The sequence below is a fragment of the Streptomyces sp. H39-C1 genome (assembly GCF_027158125.1).
Classification (GTDB): Bacteria; Actinomycetota; Actinomycetes; order Streptomycetales; family Streptomycetaceae; genus Actinacidiphila; species Actinacidiphila fildesensis.
This window is the reverse complement of sequence record NZ_JAPVLS010000012.1, coordinates 16760-31766: the sequence shown is the minus strand read 5'-3', so window position 1 is coordinate 31766 and position 15007 is coordinate 16760. Positions and strand designations below refer to the sequence as shown.

At 69.7% G+C, this 15007-nt stretch carries 19 protein-coding genes and 1 pseudogene; 12 read left to right on the top strand and 8 right to left on the bottom strand.

Features of this window, described 5'->3' with window-relative positions; all coding sequences use genetic code 11:
* Nucleotides 1–136: 136 nt before the first annotated feature.
* Complete coding sequence (locus O3W51_RS10535) at nucleotides 137–1429, bottom strand: serine/threonine-protein kinase (protein ID WP_232485959.1); 1293 nt, start codon at nucleotides 1427–1429, stop codon at nucleotides 137–139.
* A gap of 315 nt (nucleotides 1430–1744) precedes the next feature.
* Here O3W51_RS10535 and O3W51_RS10530 point away from each other — a divergent pair.
* The 6 genes and pseudogenes from O3W51_RS10530 to O3W51_RS10505 all read left to right on the top strand — a co-directional run.
* A pseudogene (locus O3W51_RS10530) lies at nucleotides 1745–2047 on the top strand (phosphotransferase); the annotation flags it as partial.
* Between the two features lie 183 nt (nucleotides 2048–2230).
* On the top strand, nucleotides 2231–2581 hold the full coding sequence (locus O3W51_RS10525; protein ID WP_138355405.1) for a PRC-barrel domain-containing protein: 351 nt from the start codon (nucleotides 2231–2233) through the stop codon (nucleotides 2579–2581).
* 190 nt (nucleotides 2582–2771) lie between these two features.
* On the top strand, nucleotides 2772–3581 hold the full coding sequence (locus tag O3W51_RS10520; RefSeq protein ID WP_138355406.1) for an alpha/beta fold hydrolase: 810 nt from the start codon (nucleotides 2772–2774) through the stop codon (nucleotides 3579–3581).
* Entirely contained in the window at nucleotides 3581–4930 is a 1350-nt protein-coding gene (locus O3W51_RS10515) for a PP2C family protein-serine/threonine phosphatase (protein ID WP_269285332.1), read from the top strand. The genes O3W51_RS10520 and O3W51_RS10515 overlap by 1 nt, the downstream gene beginning before the upstream one ends.
* Nucleotides 4927–5271 (top strand): STAS domain-containing protein, encoded by a 345-nt coding sequence (locus O3W51_RS10510; protein ID WP_138355408.1) that lies wholly within the window; start codon nucleotides 4927–4929, stop codon nucleotides 5269–5271. Before O3W51_RS10515 ends, O3W51_RS10510 begins: the two co-directional genes overlap by 4 nt.
* A gap of 609 nt (nucleotides 5272–5880) precedes the next feature.
* Nucleotides 5881–6204: a MerR family transcriptional regulator gene (locus tag O3W51_RS10505; protein ID WP_138355409.1), complete on the top strand. Its 324-nt coding sequence runs from the start codon at nucleotides 5881–5883 to the stop codon at nucleotides 6202–6204.
* Nucleotides 6205–6255: 51 nt separating this feature from the next.
* Here the strand turns inward: O3W51_RS10505 and O3W51_RS10500 are convergent, their stop codons facing one another.
* From O3W51_RS10500 to O3W51_RS10485, 4 genes are all read right to left on the bottom strand, one after another.
* Nucleotides 6256–6909, bottom strand: a complete 654-nt coding sequence (locus tag O3W51_RS10500; protein ID WP_269285329.1) for a hypothetical protein — start codon at nucleotides 6907–6909, stop codon at nucleotides 6256–6258.
* A gap of 24 nt (nucleotides 6910–6933) precedes the next feature.
* A complete protein-coding gene (locus tag O3W51_RS10495) occupies nucleotides 6934–8190 on the bottom strand; it encodes a DUF2306 domain-containing protein (protein ID WP_244809686.1) in 1257 nt (418 codons plus the stop codon).
* 90 nt (nucleotides 8191–8280) lie between these two features.
* Entirely contained in the window at nucleotides 8281–8760 is a 480-nt protein-coding gene (locus O3W51_RS10490; protein ID WP_244809688.1) for a PadR family transcriptional regulator, read from the bottom strand.
* Between the two features lie 346 nt (nucleotides 8761–9106).
* Nucleotides 9107–9280 carry a CsbD family protein gene (locus tag O3W51_RS10485; protein WP_138355412.1) on the bottom strand — a complete coding sequence of 58 codons (174 nt, stop codon included), beginning with the start codon at nucleotides 9278–9280 and terminating at the stop codon, nucleotides 9107–9109.
* Between the two features lie 199 nt (nucleotides 9281–9479).
* Between O3W51_RS10485 and O3W51_RS10480 the strand changes: the two genes are divergently transcribed.
* The gene (locus O3W51_RS10480) at nucleotides 9480–9650 is read left to right on the top strand and encodes a hydrophobic protein (RefSeq protein ID WP_187145171.1); all 171 of its coding nucleotides are present in this window, start codon (nucleotides 9480–9482) and stop codon (nucleotides 9648–9650) included.
* Between the two features lie 77 nt (nucleotides 9651–9727).
* On the opposite strand, the gene O3W51_RS10475 is transcribed toward O3W51_RS10480, so the two are convergent.
* Complete coding sequence (locus O3W51_RS10475; protein ID WP_269285324.1) at nucleotides 9728–10291, bottom strand: dihydrofolate reductase family protein; 564 nt, start codon at nucleotides 10289–10291, stop codon at nucleotides 9728–9730.
* 130 nt (nucleotides 10292–10421) lie between these two features.
* Entirely contained in the window at nucleotides 10422–11060 is a 639-nt protein-coding gene (locus tag O3W51_RS10470; RefSeq protein ID WP_138355414.1) for a hypothetical protein, read from the bottom strand.
* A gap of 219 nt (nucleotides 11061–11279) precedes the next feature.
* Here O3W51_RS10470 and O3W51_RS10465 point away from each other — a divergent pair, with 219 nt between their 5' ends.
* Together O3W51_RS10465 and O3W51_RS10460 are read left to right on the top strand one after the other, a co-directional pair.
* On the top strand, nucleotides 11280–11477 hold the full coding sequence (locus O3W51_RS10465) for a hypothetical protein (RefSeq protein WP_138355415.1): 198 nt from the start codon (nucleotides 11280–11282) through the stop codon (nucleotides 11475–11477).
* 93 nt (nucleotides 11478–11570) lie between these two features.
* On the top strand, nucleotides 11571–12176 hold the full coding sequence (locus tag O3W51_RS10460) for a dihydrofolate reductase family protein (protein WP_138355416.1): 606 nt from the start codon (nucleotides 11571–11573) through the stop codon (nucleotides 12174–12176).
* A 38-nt stretch (nucleotides 12177–12214) separates the two neighbouring features.
* Here the strand turns inward: O3W51_RS10460 and O3W51_RS10455 are convergent, their stop codons facing one another.
* Nucleotides 12215–12418 carry a hypothetical protein gene (locus O3W51_RS10455; protein WP_138355417.1) on the bottom strand — a complete coding sequence of 68 codons (204 nt, stop codon included), beginning with the start codon at nucleotides 12416–12418 and terminating at the stop codon, nucleotides 12215–12217.
* Nucleotides 12419–12595: 177 nt separating this feature from the next.
* On the opposite strand from O3W51_RS10455, the gene O3W51_RS10450 reads away from it, so the two are divergent.
* Genes O3W51_RS10450 through O3W51_RS10440 form a run of 3 tightly spaced genes read left to right on the top strand, consistent with a single transcriptional unit; the run spans nucleotide 12596 to nucleotide 14936 of the window.
* Nucleotides 12596–13429 carry an alpha/beta fold hydrolase gene (locus O3W51_RS10450; protein WP_138355418.1) on the top strand — a complete coding sequence of 278 codons (834 nt, stop codon included), beginning with the start codon at nucleotides 12596–12598 and terminating at the stop codon, nucleotides 13427–13429.
* A 26-nt stretch (nucleotides 13430–13455) separates the two neighbouring features.
* A complete protein-coding gene (locus O3W51_RS10445) occupies nucleotides 13456–13998 on the top strand; it encodes a GNAT family N-acetyltransferase (RefSeq protein WP_187145172.1) in 543 nt (180 codons plus the stop codon).
* Nucleotides 13999–14036: 38 nt separating this feature from the next.
* The gene (locus O3W51_RS10440; protein ID WP_138355420.1) at nucleotides 14037–14936 is read left to right on the top strand and encodes a bifunctional helix-turn-helix transcriptional regulator/GNAT family N-acetyltransferase; all 900 of its coding nucleotides are present in this window, start codon (nucleotides 14037–14039) and stop codon (nucleotides 14934–14936) included.
* Nucleotides 14937–15007 lie beyond the last annotated feature (71 nt).

Sequence of the window (15007 nt, the reverse complement as noted above, 5' to 3'; positions counted from 1 at the left end):
CCCCTCGATCTGCGTCGGTCTTCGACGCGCGCGGCGGGTCATGAGGGTGTTCGCGTAACCCGCGCAGCCCGGGACAAACCTCAGGGCGGAGCCGCCCGGTTGCGCCGGGCCGCCGAACGACCGCGCCAGGCGCGTGCTAGTCGGAGGATTTGCCATCCTTGCCGTGAGATTTCCCCTTGCCCTTCCCCTTGGCATTTTTGTGGCCGTTGCCGGTTGCAGCGGTGGAGGCTCCCGGGCCCTGGGGCGATGAAGCCGATGGATGGCGTGAGGTGTGCGCCGGCGCCGTGGCGGGCGTCGCTGGGGAAGGCGGGGCCGGAGCACCGTGCGACGGTGACGACAGGCCAGGAGGGCTGCTGCTGGGTGTGGGGTGCCGGACGGCCGCGTCAGGGGTGGCGGTTCGATCATCCAGGGCCGACAGGGTGACTCCGGCGGCGCCCAGGAGAACACCGGCTGCCAGCGCGGCGAGCAGAGCGCGCCGTCGCCGCGGAAGACCTGCCCGGCCCGGGGGAGGGGCGGGGTGGCCGGAGCTGGATTGCGTGCCGTGGAGCGCCGTGCCACTCAACGGCACGACGACGGTTGCGTCCGCCGTGTCGAGGGGAGGCGGGTCGGCCGCGTCCTGGAGCAGTTGGGCACATCGGGTGGCGTCGGGCCGGGCGCCGGGATCGGCATGGGTCATCGCTTCGATGACGGACGCCAGCGGTTCGGGCACGCACCGGGAGATCTCCGGGGGGCGCAGCAGTCGGGCGGTGCCGACCTCCGGGGAAGATCCCTGGTACTCCCGCTCGCCCTTGAGGGCTTCGAGCAGGACCAGGCCCAGGCCGTAGATGTCACTGGCGGGTCCGGAAGCCTTGCCGAGAACCTGCTCGGGAGACAGGTATGGGATGGTGCCGACGATCGTGCCCGGCTCGGCGCGTGTGGGTTCGTCGATGAGACGGGAGAGTCCGAAGTCCGCCAGATACGGGGCGTCGTCGGGGCCGATCAGGATGTTGGAGGGTTTCACGTCGCGGTGGATGATGCCTGCCGCGTGTACATGGGCCAGCGCGGAGGCCAGTCGGACGCCGAGGCGCGCCACGTGCTCGCCGCTGAGGGGGCCGTCGGTTAACCGTTCGCGCAACGTGACGCCCTTGACCAGATGCATCACCACGTAGGCACCGCCCTCGTGCCGTCCCATGTCGTAGACAGGGACGAGGGCAGGGTGGGCGAGCTGGCCCAGGAGCACCGCTTCCTTGCAGAATCCGTCCGCTGTCACCGCGGTCGCACCGGGCCTGAACACCTTGACCGCGACCTCACGCGGCAGTTGCAGGTCGGTTCCCTGGAAGACGTCCGCGGTGCCGCCCGCACCCAGCAGTTCGTCCAGGCGGTAGCGGCCGCCGACGATCTCGCCGGCTTGAGGGCCGGGGTGCTGAGGTCGGCGGGGGTGGGCCGTCATGCGATCTCCCTGACTGCGTCCTGCGGTGGCCCGCCGTCCACCCGGCCCCTCGAGGCACATGCGGACGGCGGGGATGTGCGACATCAGTCTGATCCGGGGCGCACGGTTCCGCCATCATCCGGCCACTTGCATTCCCACCGGCCTTCTGTTCAGGGCCTGTTGGCCACGAGAGCAGCAGGGCATGGTCCGGCGTCGGCCCGGGGAAATCGATTCGTGCGGGCGATCAGGGACCCCTACGCTCCGGTACATGCTGCCTGCCGTGCGTACGGACGAAGAGTGGGACGCCGTTGTCGGCGACGAGGCGGTCATGCGACGCGGGAGCACCTGCTGGTGGATCCGAGCCGGTGGACGCTGAGCGGGCTCTTCGATTTCGAGCCCGCCATGCTCGGTGACCGCGCCTACGAATTCGTCGCCGTCGGCCTGTTCGTCTCGCGCGGTGATCCGCGGCTGCTCGGCCGGGTCATGGCTGCCTACGGCCGGACCTTCTCACCTCACGAGCTGATGGCGCACACGCTTCCGCACGTCTACAGCAACCTGCCCTGGTACTTCCGAGAGCTGCCGGCACCGCCCGAGGACACGCTGGACTCATTGGCCGAGACCTGGTTCGGCAGCGCCTGACTCGGCGGGCCGCCCCAGCGACCTCGCCGCGCGGGTGTGCGCCGCGTCTCGGGCCGTCTCGCCCCGCCGCGGATCGGGCGAGTGTGTGCCGGAGGTTGCAGGGCAGGCGCCTTTCGAGGGGCACCCACCGAACAGACCGGAAGGGTCCCCTCGCGCCACCGCACCACGACGGAAGGACTCTTTGTGACTGACAGCATGTGGGGTTACCAGGCAGCGTCGGGTCACCAGGCCGGAACGGACCTGACCGGGTTCAAGGTCGAGGCGACCAACGGCAGCATCGGCAAGGTCGACAAGCACTCCGACGAGGTCAGCGCCGCATACATCGTGGTCGACACCGGAGTGTGGATCTTCGGCAAGCACGTCCTGCTCCCGGCGGGGACGATCCAGTCCATCGATGTCGCGGAGCGGAAGATCTACGTCGCCCGCGACAAGGACGAGATCAAGAACGCCCCGGAGTTCGACAAGGACAAGCACACCGGCCACTCGGGCTACCACCAGCAGGTCGAGGCCTACTACGGCACCCACCGCGCCTGAGCGACGTTCCGCCGTGACACAGCGCCTCGCCTCGCCAAGGTTTGGCGTCCCTCGGCGTCACCCACCCGGCGCAGCTGCGCCCGCACCTGGTTCACCGCCGCACTTCGCACCACGCTCCGGTCTCGTACGCGGACCTGTGTGCGGCCGTGCGGCGGTTGCCGGTGTGACCTTCCGTGGGACGATGTTGGGCATGGACGTGGTCAGCAGGAACAACGTGACGGTCACCGGGCAAACGGGTGCGCCGGTGATCATGCTGGCGCACGGGTTCGGCTGCGACCAGAACATGTGGCATCTGGTGGTGCCGGTGCTGGCCGAGCGCTTCCAGGTGGTGCTGTTCGACTACGTCGGCTCGGGGCGCTCGGACCTGACGGCCTGGGACCAGCAGCGCTACGGCTCGCTGGACGGCTACGCGACCGACGTGCTGGAGATCTGTTCGGAGCTGGAGCTGTCCGACGTGGTGTTCGTGGGGCACTCGGTCAGCGCGATGGTCGGGGTGGTCGCCGCGGCCCGCGAGCCGCAGCGGTTCGGCAAGCTGGTGATGGTCGCGCCCTCGCCCTGCTACATCGACGACCCGCGGACCGACTACGTCGGCGGGTTCAGCGCCGCGGACATCGATGAGCTGCTGGAGTCGTTGGACAGCAACTATCTGGGCTGGGCGGCGGCGATGGCGCCGGTCATCATGGGCAACCCGGACCGGCCCGAGCTCGGGCAGGAACTGACCAACAGCTTCTGTGCCACCGATCCGGGCATGGCCGCGGTGTTCGCGCGCACCACGTTCCTGTCGGACTCCCGCTCCGAGCTGGCGTCGGTCCGCGTACCCACGCTGGTGCTGGAGTGTGCGCAGGACGCCATCGCCCCACGAGAGGTCGGTGCGTTCGTGCATGCCGCCGTGCCCGGCAGCCGACTGGTGACGCTGGAGGCGACCGGGCACTGTCCGCAGCTCAGTGCCCCGCAGGCCACCGCCCGGGAGATCTCGGCGTTCGCCGGCGCCGCCCGGTGATGTGCGGGACCACGGACGGCGAATCCGACCGCGCCGACCGCTCCGCCCACGACAAGGACCAGGACCAGGAGCCGGGCAGGGAGCAGGACAAGGACTCGGACGCGTCCGGCGACGACGTGCACGACGCGGAGCGGGCGCAGTTCTCGGCGCTGCTGGAGGACAGCGCCGAGGACCTGTACGACAACGCTCCGTGCGGATACCTGTCGACGCTGCTCGACGGCCGGATCGCCAAAGTGAACACGACGCTGCTGGACTGGCTCGGCCACACCCGCGCCGAACTGGTCGGCCGCAAGCGCTTCTCGGATCTGCTGACGGTGGGCGGCCGGCTGTACCACGAGACCCACTTCGCTCCGCTGCTGGCGATGCAGGGCCAGGTCTCCGGAATCGCCCTGGAGCTCAAGGCCGCCGACGGCAGCCGTCTGCCGGTCCTCGTCACCTCGGTGGTCAAGACCGGTACGGACGGGCAGCCGCTGCTGATCCGCACCACCGTCTTCGACGCCCGCGACCGCCGCGCCTACGAGCAGGAGTTGCTGCGCGCCCGCAAGGAGGCCGAGCGGGCCCAGGAGGTCGCCGAGGCCGAGCGGATGCGCCTGCACCAGGTCCTGGCCATCCTGCAGAACAGCCTGCTGCCCCCGGCTCTGCCGGAGGTGCCGGGCATGGAGGCCGCCGCGTACTACCACACCGCCTCCGCCGACCAGCTCGGCGGCGACTTCTACGACCTGTTCGCACTCGGCGACGGCCGATGGGGCTTCTTCCTCGGCGACGTCTGCGGCAAGGGCCCCGAGGCCGCCGCGGTCACCTCGCTGATCCGCTACACGCTGCGCGCCGCGTCCCTGCACGCCGGCGACCCGGCCCAGGCGCTGGACACCCTCAACGCCGCGCTGCTCGAGCGCTACGCCGGCAACGATCCCCGCTACTGCACCACCATCGCTGGCACCCTCACCCCGCGCGGCGGCGATCTCCACGTCACGGTGGCCAGCGGTGGCCACCCACCCGCACTGCTGCTGCGCGCCGATGGCACCGCGCGCTATCTCCCCACCCCCGGCGGCATGCTCGTCGGCATCATGCCCCGACCCCACTTCACCCCGGCCACCACCGTCCTGCGCCCGGGCGACACGATGCTGCTCTACACCGACGGTCTGACCGAGGCGCGCACCGCCGACGGCCCCCGCTACAGTGAGGAAGCCCTGCACGCCTTCGCCGGGACCCTGGCGCCGGCCGGCGCGCAGCAGACCGTCAACGCCATGACCGGCCTGCTGGAGAGCTTCGGGGACGGTCTGGACGACGACACCGCCCTGCTCGCCCTCGGTATTCCCGCCCCTGACACCCACACCGGCGGCGCACGATGACCGATCTGCACCTGACCACTCAACGGACACCCGCGGGCTCGGTCCTGGCGGTGGCCGGCGATCTCGACCACGACAGCGCCGGCCGGTTCCGCGGCGCCGTGGCCCTCATCGCCCTCCAACCCGGTCAGCTGCTGACCGTGGACTTCGGCGGCCTGACCTTCTGCGACTCCAGCGGCATCACCGCGCTCATCGCCGCCCGCAACCAGGTCCATGAGCAAGGCGCCGACATCGTGCTGACGGAGGTTCCCGCGGTCACCGTCCGCATCCTGCGTCTCCTCGGCCTGGACCAGATCTTCCGCATCCAGCCCGTGCCCGGCGCGGACACCGACCCCGTCGGCTGACCGACCCCTGCGGACGCCCGCAAAGGCCTGGACCTGGGGCAATATGCCTGACTCTCGGCAACACGAAAATCTATCGTGGGTGCGGTAGACATTCGATTCCGAGTGTGGGTAATGTTCCTCTCGTAGCCAAGAAGACAGCAAGGAGCGGCAGACACGAACTGCCGCTCAGCGTGCAGGGCACGGCAAGGGAATCCGGCGGCCGGTGAGTGCGGATGGTCGCAGGGTTGGTTGCCGGGTCCGGCGGCTCGACAAGGAGCCGCCGTGCAGGACCGCAGTTTCTGGAGTACCAGCAGTTCCGCAGGATCCGATGTCCAGATTCGAGCAGGAAGGTACGGCAGCAACGCCATCAGGATCGCTCACACGTCGCGTTCGTGTGGGCACTCGCAAGGCCCCGGATTGGAAGGTGGTCCCCGGTCAGGCATTCACGATCCCCGCACCCCGCGTTCCCCCGGCGCGGCAGTGCGGATACGGCAGGACCGGCGTACAGACGCCGGTAGATGTAGATGGTGTTGAACCGCCCTTTGGGGCCCCGGAAGCCGAGTTCGGCTCCCGGGGCCCCTCCATGTGTTCTCCAGGAGGCCGTATGACCGTCAGACATGAAGAGGTGTGATGAGCGAGCAGCCGCCCGCGACCCCAGCGGACCGGTTCGACGACGAGGACTACCCCGCCTACACCATGGGCCGGGCCGCCGAGATGATCGGCACCAATGCCGCGTTCCTGCGGGCGATCGGTGAGGCCCGCCTGATCACCCCACTGCGGTCCGAGGGCGGCCACCGCCGCTACTCCCGCTACCAGTTGCGCATCGCCGCCCGGGCCCGCGAGCTCGTCGACCAGGGCACCACGATCGAGACAGCGTGCCGCATCGTGGCGTTCGAGGACCAGCTCGACGAGGCGTTGGCGCTCAACGAGGAACTGCGCCGGCGTTCCCACTGATCCCTCCACCGGCGGGTGGGCGCGCCGATCCGGTGCGATGACCGGTCCGGCTCAACCCCGGTCGCTCTCTTCCACGGTGGCCACCTCGATGGTCCCCCTCGGAGAAGCCGGGCCGGCGGACAGGAGCCGGGTTCCGGTCGCGCCCGTCAGCAGCAGTCCGGTGATCATGCAGGTCAGGGACAGTCCGGGGCCCGATGTCCAGTCGACGTCGGATGCGTGGACGCCCAGCACGACAGCCGCGGCGAGCGCGACGCCGGGGACGGCGAGGAGCGCGGGGCGAAGTCGGTGCAGGTCGTCCTCGACCAGTGCGCGGACGAGGATCACGGAGCCGCCTTCCGCCAACTGGAGGTTCCCGGCGTTGCCCAGGCTCACGCCGAGCAGGCCGACGAGCACCACGGCAAGCGGGAGAACGAGGGTACGGACCTCCTCCCAGACGCGGGCCCGGCCGATCGCCAGCAGGCCGGGCGACACGCCGAGCATCGCCGCACCGATCAGTCCGGGGGTCAGCGCCTCGGGCGACTTCCAGGCTCCGAAGGCGTGGCCGGCGAGGCTGACCGCAGCCATGAGCGCGCCGACCAGGAGGCTGACGATCGCCACGGCGACGGCCAGCATCGCTACGGCCGGAGTGAGTTCACGGCCACCGGAATCCGTCGCCGGTGTGACAGCGGGACCCGTGGTCCCGGACAGGTCCATTGCCTCGGTCATCTGCACTCCGTCTCGGATCGTCCCTCAGATCGTCTCTCGGGTGGTCCGGGCTACGTGCGGTGCGACGACCGGTGCTGCGTGCGGTGCGACGGCCGGGGTGGTGTGCGCGGTTGGCGACGGGACCTGGCGCGTGCTGCGCGCGGTGGTCAGGCCCTGCCGCTTGACCAGCTCGCGGCCGTACATGACGCGCAGACTGACCACGGCGGTCGCCGCGAAGGCCAGCACACCGCAGCCGATGCCCACTCCCGCCGACAGGGCGGTCACCCGGTCGAGATCCAGATAGCGCTCCAGGGGCAGTGCCGCGGCGACGGAGAACGCCGGGGCCAGGCACAGGCCCACCAGATGTACGCGCCACTCCTCACGCGCCCAGTTCCTCCGGTTCCGGCCCGCGCTCCGCTGGCGCACGAACATGACCGTGTACGCCGCGGCATACGGCACCAGGTACGCCGCCAGAAGGCGATGTCCTTCCGCGCCCCGGCCCAGGTAGAACCTGACGATCCAGGCCATCGCGGCCGCGCCGGCGAGATGCGCCGCGACGAGCACGGGCGTCGGCACCCAGGTCCCGGTCACCCCGGTCACGGAGGTCCGCCGGTCCATCGCCCGTGACGCGACCAGCGCTCCGAACACCACCACGGAACCGAGATGCATGATCGCCACCCGGTTGATCTCCTCCATGGACAGGCCCGGGAAGAACCAGGGGAGCGCGCCCCACTCGAAGCGCAGCAGCGGCGCGGTCATGAGGTAGCCGTAGCACAGCAGCATCCACCGTTGGTGCAGGTCGGGGAAGCTCCCGACCGCTGCGAAGATGCCGAACGTCACGCTCATCACCGTGCCGATCAGGATGGTGGTGAGATCGATCCAGAACGCCGCCCCGCTGAACGCGTCAGCCGGTGCCGTACGGACCAGGTAGATCGCCGCGCCGGTCATCGAGACGTAGACCGTCACCGCGAACACCACCCCGGTGGCACGGTGCAGACGGGTGCGCCGCCGTACCGCCGTGAGGAACTGGACCGGCCCGAGCAGCATCAGCGCGCCGCCGAGGACGGAGTGGATGATCATCGGCAGCAGGACGCGACCGTACGGCCCGACCCGTGTGGCGACCGCGTCGGCGACATAGCGCCCGGACACCATGCGGGACAGGAACCACTCCCCGAAGGCCGGGGCGCCGGGGCGCGCGTACGGCCACAGCTCGGTCATCGCCATCGGCGCGTAGCCCACGCAGACGGCCACGAGGGCGATCGTGGCCACGCGGGCCCAGGGGATGCTCCTCGGACGCTGCACGGCGGCTCCCTCGATCGCGACCCTCGATAGTCCTCTTTGGACTATCGAGAAGGTAGAGGCGATCCGCCGTCGTGGTCAACCTTCCCGGCATCACGATCCGCGCTGATCCACCCACTGCCAGAAATCGACCATCATGCGCTCGTAGCGGAGCCCGAACTCGAGCGCTTCGCGCTGCCCGCGCGTGAGCAAGTCGCCCACGCTCCCGGTGAGTTCCTCGTACTCGGCGAGCGTGCGGTGGTGCTCGGCGATCTGCACCGGGGCGATGACCTCCGGTCTGGCGCCGAACCACAGTTTCAGGATGCCGCGCTCGCGCGCCTCGACCGGTACGAAGGCCGGGTCGGCGAGCCACTCCTCCAAAGCGGTCTTACCGGCCGCCGTCACCTTCATCACCCGTCGGTTCCGCGCGTTGGTGTCCCGGACCTCCGACAACAGGCCCGCTCCCAGCAGCCGGTCGCACTGCGCGTACACCTGCGCATGGGGCATCGACCAGAACGGAGCCACCGTGCGGGCCGCCTCGACCTTCACGTCGTACGGGCTGGCCTCGCCCAGCTTGTCGATGATGCCGAGCACGAGGAACGAAGGTGGAGTCAACCGCACATCAGCCATGTCACGACCGTATCGCGGGGGCCGGCGGGGGGAGTACGGCGCCGGCTCAGGCGCCGCCGTAGCCGGGTGAGTCGTCCTCCGGACGGTCGGTCGCGCTCAGAGTGGGACCGAGCCGCGACTCCAGTGTGCCTGGGGGCAGTCGTGCGCCCTCCGACGCCTTCCCGTCGATATCCGACGTGATCCCGGCGTAGTACAGCGCGCGGAATGCGGTGGCCGTTGGGCGGTCGCCGCCGGTAGCCCGGTCGTCCGGACAGCGCACGGGGCCGCAACCGTTCACGGCTGCGGCCCCGGGACGTGCGGTGCTCGTGGGTCAGTGCTTGAAGGCGTCCTTGATGTGTTCGCCGGCCTGCTTGACGTCGCTCTTGGCCTGGTCGGCCTTGCCTTCCGCTTCGAGGCGTTCGTTGCCGACGGTCTTGCCCGCGGCTTCCTTGATCTTGCCCTTGGCCTTGTCCGCGGTGTTCTCGGCCTTGTCTTCGGTGCCCATGCGTTTCCTCCAAGATCGGTGCCGGTGTGGCACTGGGCCGCCTACCCAGGTCGGCCACGGCAATGCCCGTTCTTTCCGATTCCATCGGTAGCAGAACCCTGCTGTCCGCGCAGCCCGAGGCGCTGCGCCGCAACGAGCGAAAATTCGGGTGACTGAACGATTCAGTCGGGGGTATCCGCTGGTCAGGAGGTTGATAACCATGGGTCCACTGCTTTTGGTTCTACTGCTCGCCCTGATTCTTTTCGGTGCCGGTTTCGCACTGAAGATTCTGTGGTGGGTTGCCGTTGTCGTACTGGTGGTCTGGCTGCTCGGTTTCGTCATGCGCGGTTCCGGTGCCTCCGGTAGCCGCGGCCGTTGGTACCGCTGGTAGCGGTCGCACGGCACACCACAGAAAAGGGTCGGGCCCCGGTACTACGGGGGCCCGACCCTTTTCTGTTCAGGTTCCGTTCAGGCCGGAGCGTAGCGCTGCAGGGTGATTCCGCTGCGAAATGCCTTCGAGTCCAGCAGCTTCAGTCGCGGGACTTCGTAACCCTCGGGGAAGAGCCGGCGGCCGCGGCCCTGGACCGTCGGATAGACGAATAGCCGGTACTCGTCGACAAGGCCCGCGTTGATCAGCGAGTGGGCCAGGCTGATGCTGCCGGTGAGCACGATGTCCTTGCCGCCCTCCTGCGCCTTGAGTGCGGTCACCTCCTTGATCGGGTCGCCCGCCAGCACGGTCGAGTTCTCCCACTGCGGGTCGGTGAGGGAGGAGGACACGACGTACTTCTGCACCTGGTTGAGGTAGTCGGAGATGCCCGTGGTGTCGTCGGTCAGCCGCGGCCAGTAGCCGCGAAAGTCCTCGAACGTCTGCCGGCGCAGGAGCAGGGCGTCGGCCCGGCGGTCCTGCCGGTGGCTCTCCTCCAGGACGTCGGCCATGTCCATCTGGCCCTGGCCTTGTGGGTCGAACCAGTTCGTGAGCATCTCGATCGAGCCGTCGACGGTGATGTTCTGGGTGATCGCGAGTGTGCGCATGTCTCGCCTCTCCTGCGAGGGTGCTCGTTCCGACCCTTGTACGACTGCCTCGAACGCCGAAAGTCATCGCTGGGAGCCCCGCCGGCGGCTTGTCGCACCCGCACGTGGCACGTGGCACGCCGCACGTGGCTCAGCTGGCGAACCGGTTGACGTTGGTGACCTTGCAGGTGATCGTGCCGCTGACCTGGTCCGAGCCCGCCGCGGATGTCTGCACCTTCTGGCCGGAAGCCACGCTGGTGCTGCCGGTGATTCCCTCGGAGACGCGGGTGCCGTCCGGTTTGTCGAACTCCACGGTGACGACGTAGCTCGACCTCTTCGAGGAGTGGTTGGTGATCTCCAACCTGGCCGTGGGGAGGCCCACGGTGGAGTCCACGTCACAGGCCGTGATCCGGACGTCGTCGGCAGGCGGGTGGTCGCTGTTCGTCACTGAAGGGATATCGGTCTTGGAGCTGGTCCCGGCGAACACCAGGATCAGGACGACGACGAGCGCGATGACGGCGACGACCGCTCCCAGGCATCCGAAGACGCAGCCCCGCCCGAATCTGCTCTTGTTCTCCGGCGGGGCGGGCGGCCCGTAGTTGTGCGGCGGCTGCCCGGCGGGCGGCTGCTGCCAGCCCTGCCCTCCGGGAGGAGGGTTCCGATGCTGCCATCCGGCCCCTGAGGGAGGCCCGGGAGGCTCGGGAGGCCCCGTCTGGGCGCCTTTGGGGGAGCCCCACGGCTGCTCAGGCGGCGTGGGCTGCTGCGGCGGAGTCGGCTGATCGTCGCTCATACACCCACACTGCGGCCTCGGCCGAGCGCCAGCAGGAGGACTAGGCCGAACGGGGAACCGCCCGGGCCCGTCCCCGGAGGCTGCTACGCAGAGTCACCTCTCCCGTTCGGATGCAAACGGTGACTCAGAGTCTCCGACGGGGATTCGATGGAACAATCGCTACCGCAGGGCTCTGTCCGATGGCAGGGCCGAACGGATCCGTGGTGAGGGGCGGCGAACGTGAAGTTCCTTCTCGAAGTGAACATGGCTGACGGGCGGTTGGCGGAGGATGCCGCGAGCGAGCTGGGCCGCATCCTCCGGTACTGGGGCGGAAACCTGCACCATTACCCCCTGAGCCCCGGCGATGGTTCGGCCATCTACGACTCCGACTACGCGGAGGTCGGCCAGTGGCGCATTGTTGCGGCCCCTGAGGCCTGACCTCTCCGCCCCGTAACGGTTGCGCCGGGCCCTCCGCTGTTCGGCGAACGGCACCGAACGGAGCCGGCTGAAGAGCTGAAGAGAGGATCGATCATGTCCACTGCAGAGCCCCCGAGAAGCCCGGACGCCCCACAGATCGCGGACACGGAACGGCAGACCGGCGCAGGCAAGGTGCTCTGGCACTTCACGATGTCGTTGGACGGGTTCGTGGCGGGTCCGAACCACTCGATGGACTGGATGACCGGGACCTCGTTCCGCCCGGACCTCGTCGAGGAGTACGCCGGGACGACCGGCGCCGTGCTGGGAGGCCGCGACGGGTTCGATGCCTACCCCGACGTCAGCGGTATCTACGGCGGCGCGTGGCAGGGGCCGGTGTTCGTTCTCACGCACCACCCCGATGACGCGCAGCCCACCGATGGCGTGACGTTCCTGACCTGCGATGTGGCCGAGGCGGTCCGGATCGGGCTGAAGGCCGCCGACGGCAAGAACCTCGAGGTCTTCTCACCCACGATCGGCCGGCAACTCCTCGAACGCGGACTGATCGACGAGATCGACCTGCACGTCGCCCCGGTGCTGCTCGGCGACGGGATCCGGCTCTTCGACAACCCCGGCGGCGTCCCCGTCCGCCTCGAACTGCGCAACGGTGACGGTCCCTCGGCCGCGGTGAACGTGCGGTACCACCCGGTCGCGACCAGGTAGGCCGGAGCACCTGCCGCCACTGGCCAGTGGTGCCCCGACTAACCGCGCACGAGAGGCGGTTCGGCGGGCGCTCGCCGCCGCAGGCGCACGAAACCGTGGGCTCCGCAGCCCGCGTCCCGCATGGCCCAGCCGATGACTTCGGTGAGCCAGGCCAACACCTCGACCGACCACTCACGGACCGTGCAGCCGACGTGTCCGAGGAATTCCAGCGGAACGTACGAAGAGCCCCGGAATTCCACCACTGCGTTGTGGTGGGGCGCAGTTGCCGCTCCTTCGATGGAAAGCCGTTCGCTCGGGACCGACGAGTTTCCCGCCGGAGGGGAGTCTCCCTTGTGTGAGCCCACGCATCGTCGCCCCGCACGCTCTCGCGTAACCGGGGAAACCACGTTTCCCGCATGTCCCGCACCAGGAGGATCAGAATGAACCCGACGTCTCCCGTTCCCGCCACCGTTGCGACCCTCCGGGTCCCCGACGCCCACTTGCACTACGAGGTACGAGGCCAGGGTCCTCTGGTGGTGCTGGTCGGCGCGCCGATGGACGCCGGATCGTTCGCGCCGCTCGCGGAGCGGCTCGCGGCCGACCACACCGTACTGACCACCGACCCCCGGGGCATCAACCGCAGCCCGGTCGACGACCCCGACCAGGACTCGACCCCCGAGATGCGGGCCGACGACCTGTCCCGGCTCCTGGCCCACCTCGACGCCGGCCCGGCCACGGTCCTCGGCTCCAGCGGTGGCGCCGTCAGCGCCCTCGCCCTCGTCCAGGCGCACCCCGGACTCGTTCACACCGTCATCGCCCACGAGCCCCCGCTGAACGATCTGCTCGACGACCGCGAGCAGATCCATGAGCGGACCGAGGACATCGTCGCCACCCACCTGTCCGGAGACGTGACGGGTGCATGGAGGAAGTTCATGGCGCTGGCCGACATCAACCTGCCCGACGGCGTCTTCGAGCACATGTTCGGCGGGGAGTGGGAGCCGCAGCAGATCGCGGACGACCACTTCCAGTTCGCGCACATGCTGTGCCCGACCACCCGGTGGCGCCCGGACCTCGCCGCCCTGCGCTCGACGTCGGCACGTGTTCTCGTCGGCCTGGGCAAGGAGTCGGGTGGTCAGCTGTGCGAGCGCACCTCGATCGCGCTCGCCTCGGCGCTCGGCGGCGAGCCGACGATGTTCCCCGGTGGTCACATCGGGTTCGCCGAGGATCCCGACGGGTTCGCGATCCGGCTGCGCGAGGTGCTGAGCGGCGGCTGAGCGTCTTCACGGCGGACTCCTGCACCATGGAGTGTGTGACCGACGTGCGAACCGCCCATACCGCGGAGCTCGACGCCGCTGATCTCAGGGCGGCCCGGGCCCTGCTCGAAGAGGTCTTCGACGACGGCCTGACGGACCACGACTGGGAGCACGTGCTGGGCGGGGTCCACGTCCTGGTGTGGGAGGGAGCCGAGCTCATCGGGCACGGTTCCCTCGTCCAGCGCCGGCTGCTGCACGGCGGTCGGGCGCTGCGCGCCGGCTACGTCGAGGGAGTCGGCGTGCGCGCGGACCGCCGTGGGCGCGGGCATGGCGCGACCGTCATGCAGGGCCTGGAGCGCGTGGCGCGTCGCGCCTACGATCTGGGCGCGCTGGGCGCCACCGACGAGGCGGCGGCCTTCTACGTGGCGCGCGGCTGGAAGCGATGGCAGGGGCCGACCTCGGCGCTGACGCCCGGCGGGATCGTGCCCACGCCGGCGGAGGACGGCTGCGTCCACGTCCTTCCGCTGACGGTCCCGCTGGAGCTGTCGCGGGAACTCACCTGCGACTGGCGCGACGGCGATGTCTGGTAGCTCTGACGTCATGCGGGTTCTCTGACTAAAGTCAGAGAATGGATGGGGAGCAGATCGACCAGGTGCGGCGGTTCAACCGCACCGTCACCGAGCGCGTGGGCGTGCTCCACGACCGCTATCTGGGCCGCGACCGGCCCATCGGCGAGGCCCGGCTCCTCTGGGAGATCGGTGAGCAGGGGCAGGACGTCCGGCGGCTGCGGGAGCGCCTCGGGCTCGACTCCGGCTATGTCAGCCGGCTGCTGCGCTCGCTGGAGACCGACGGCCTGGTGACGGTGGAGCCGCAGCCGCACGACAGGCGGGTGCGCACCGTCCGGCTCACCGACGCGGGCCGCGAGGAGCACGCCCTGCTCGATTCCCGCAGCGACGAGCTGGCCGGCTCCCTGCTGGAGCCGCTCAACAGCACCCAGCGGGCCCGGCTGGTCGCCGCCATGACCGAGGTCGACCGGCTGCTGACCGCCGCAACGGTCACGCTGACCGTCATCGACCCGGATCACCCCGACGCGCAGCACTGCCTGCGGTCCTACTTCACCGAATTGCAGGAGCGCTTCGAAACGGGCTTCGACCCGGCACGCAGCCTGCTGCCCGACGCGGGTGAACTCCAGTCACCGTACGGCCTGTTCCTGGTCGCCCGGCTGCACGGCGACCCCGTCGGCTGCGCCGGCCTGAAACTGCCGCCCGGCGCCCCCGCCGAGATCAAACGCATGTGGGTGGCCCCCCAAGCCCGCCGACTCGGCCTCGGCCGCCGATTCCTGACCGAACTGGAGGCCCGAGCCACCGAGCACGGCCGCGACGCCCTGCGCCTGGACACCAACAAGGCACTCAGCGCCGCGATCGCCCTGTACCACTCCTGCGGCTTCGAAGAGGTCGCCCCCTTCAACGACGAGCCCTACGCCGACCACTGGTTCGAGAAGCGGATCACCGCGGCGCCGTCGGAGTGAGAACCGGCGGACGAATGGCGCGCAGCCCTGGGCCGGGGCTGAGAGCGCGGCTGCAGGGACCGGACGGCGCC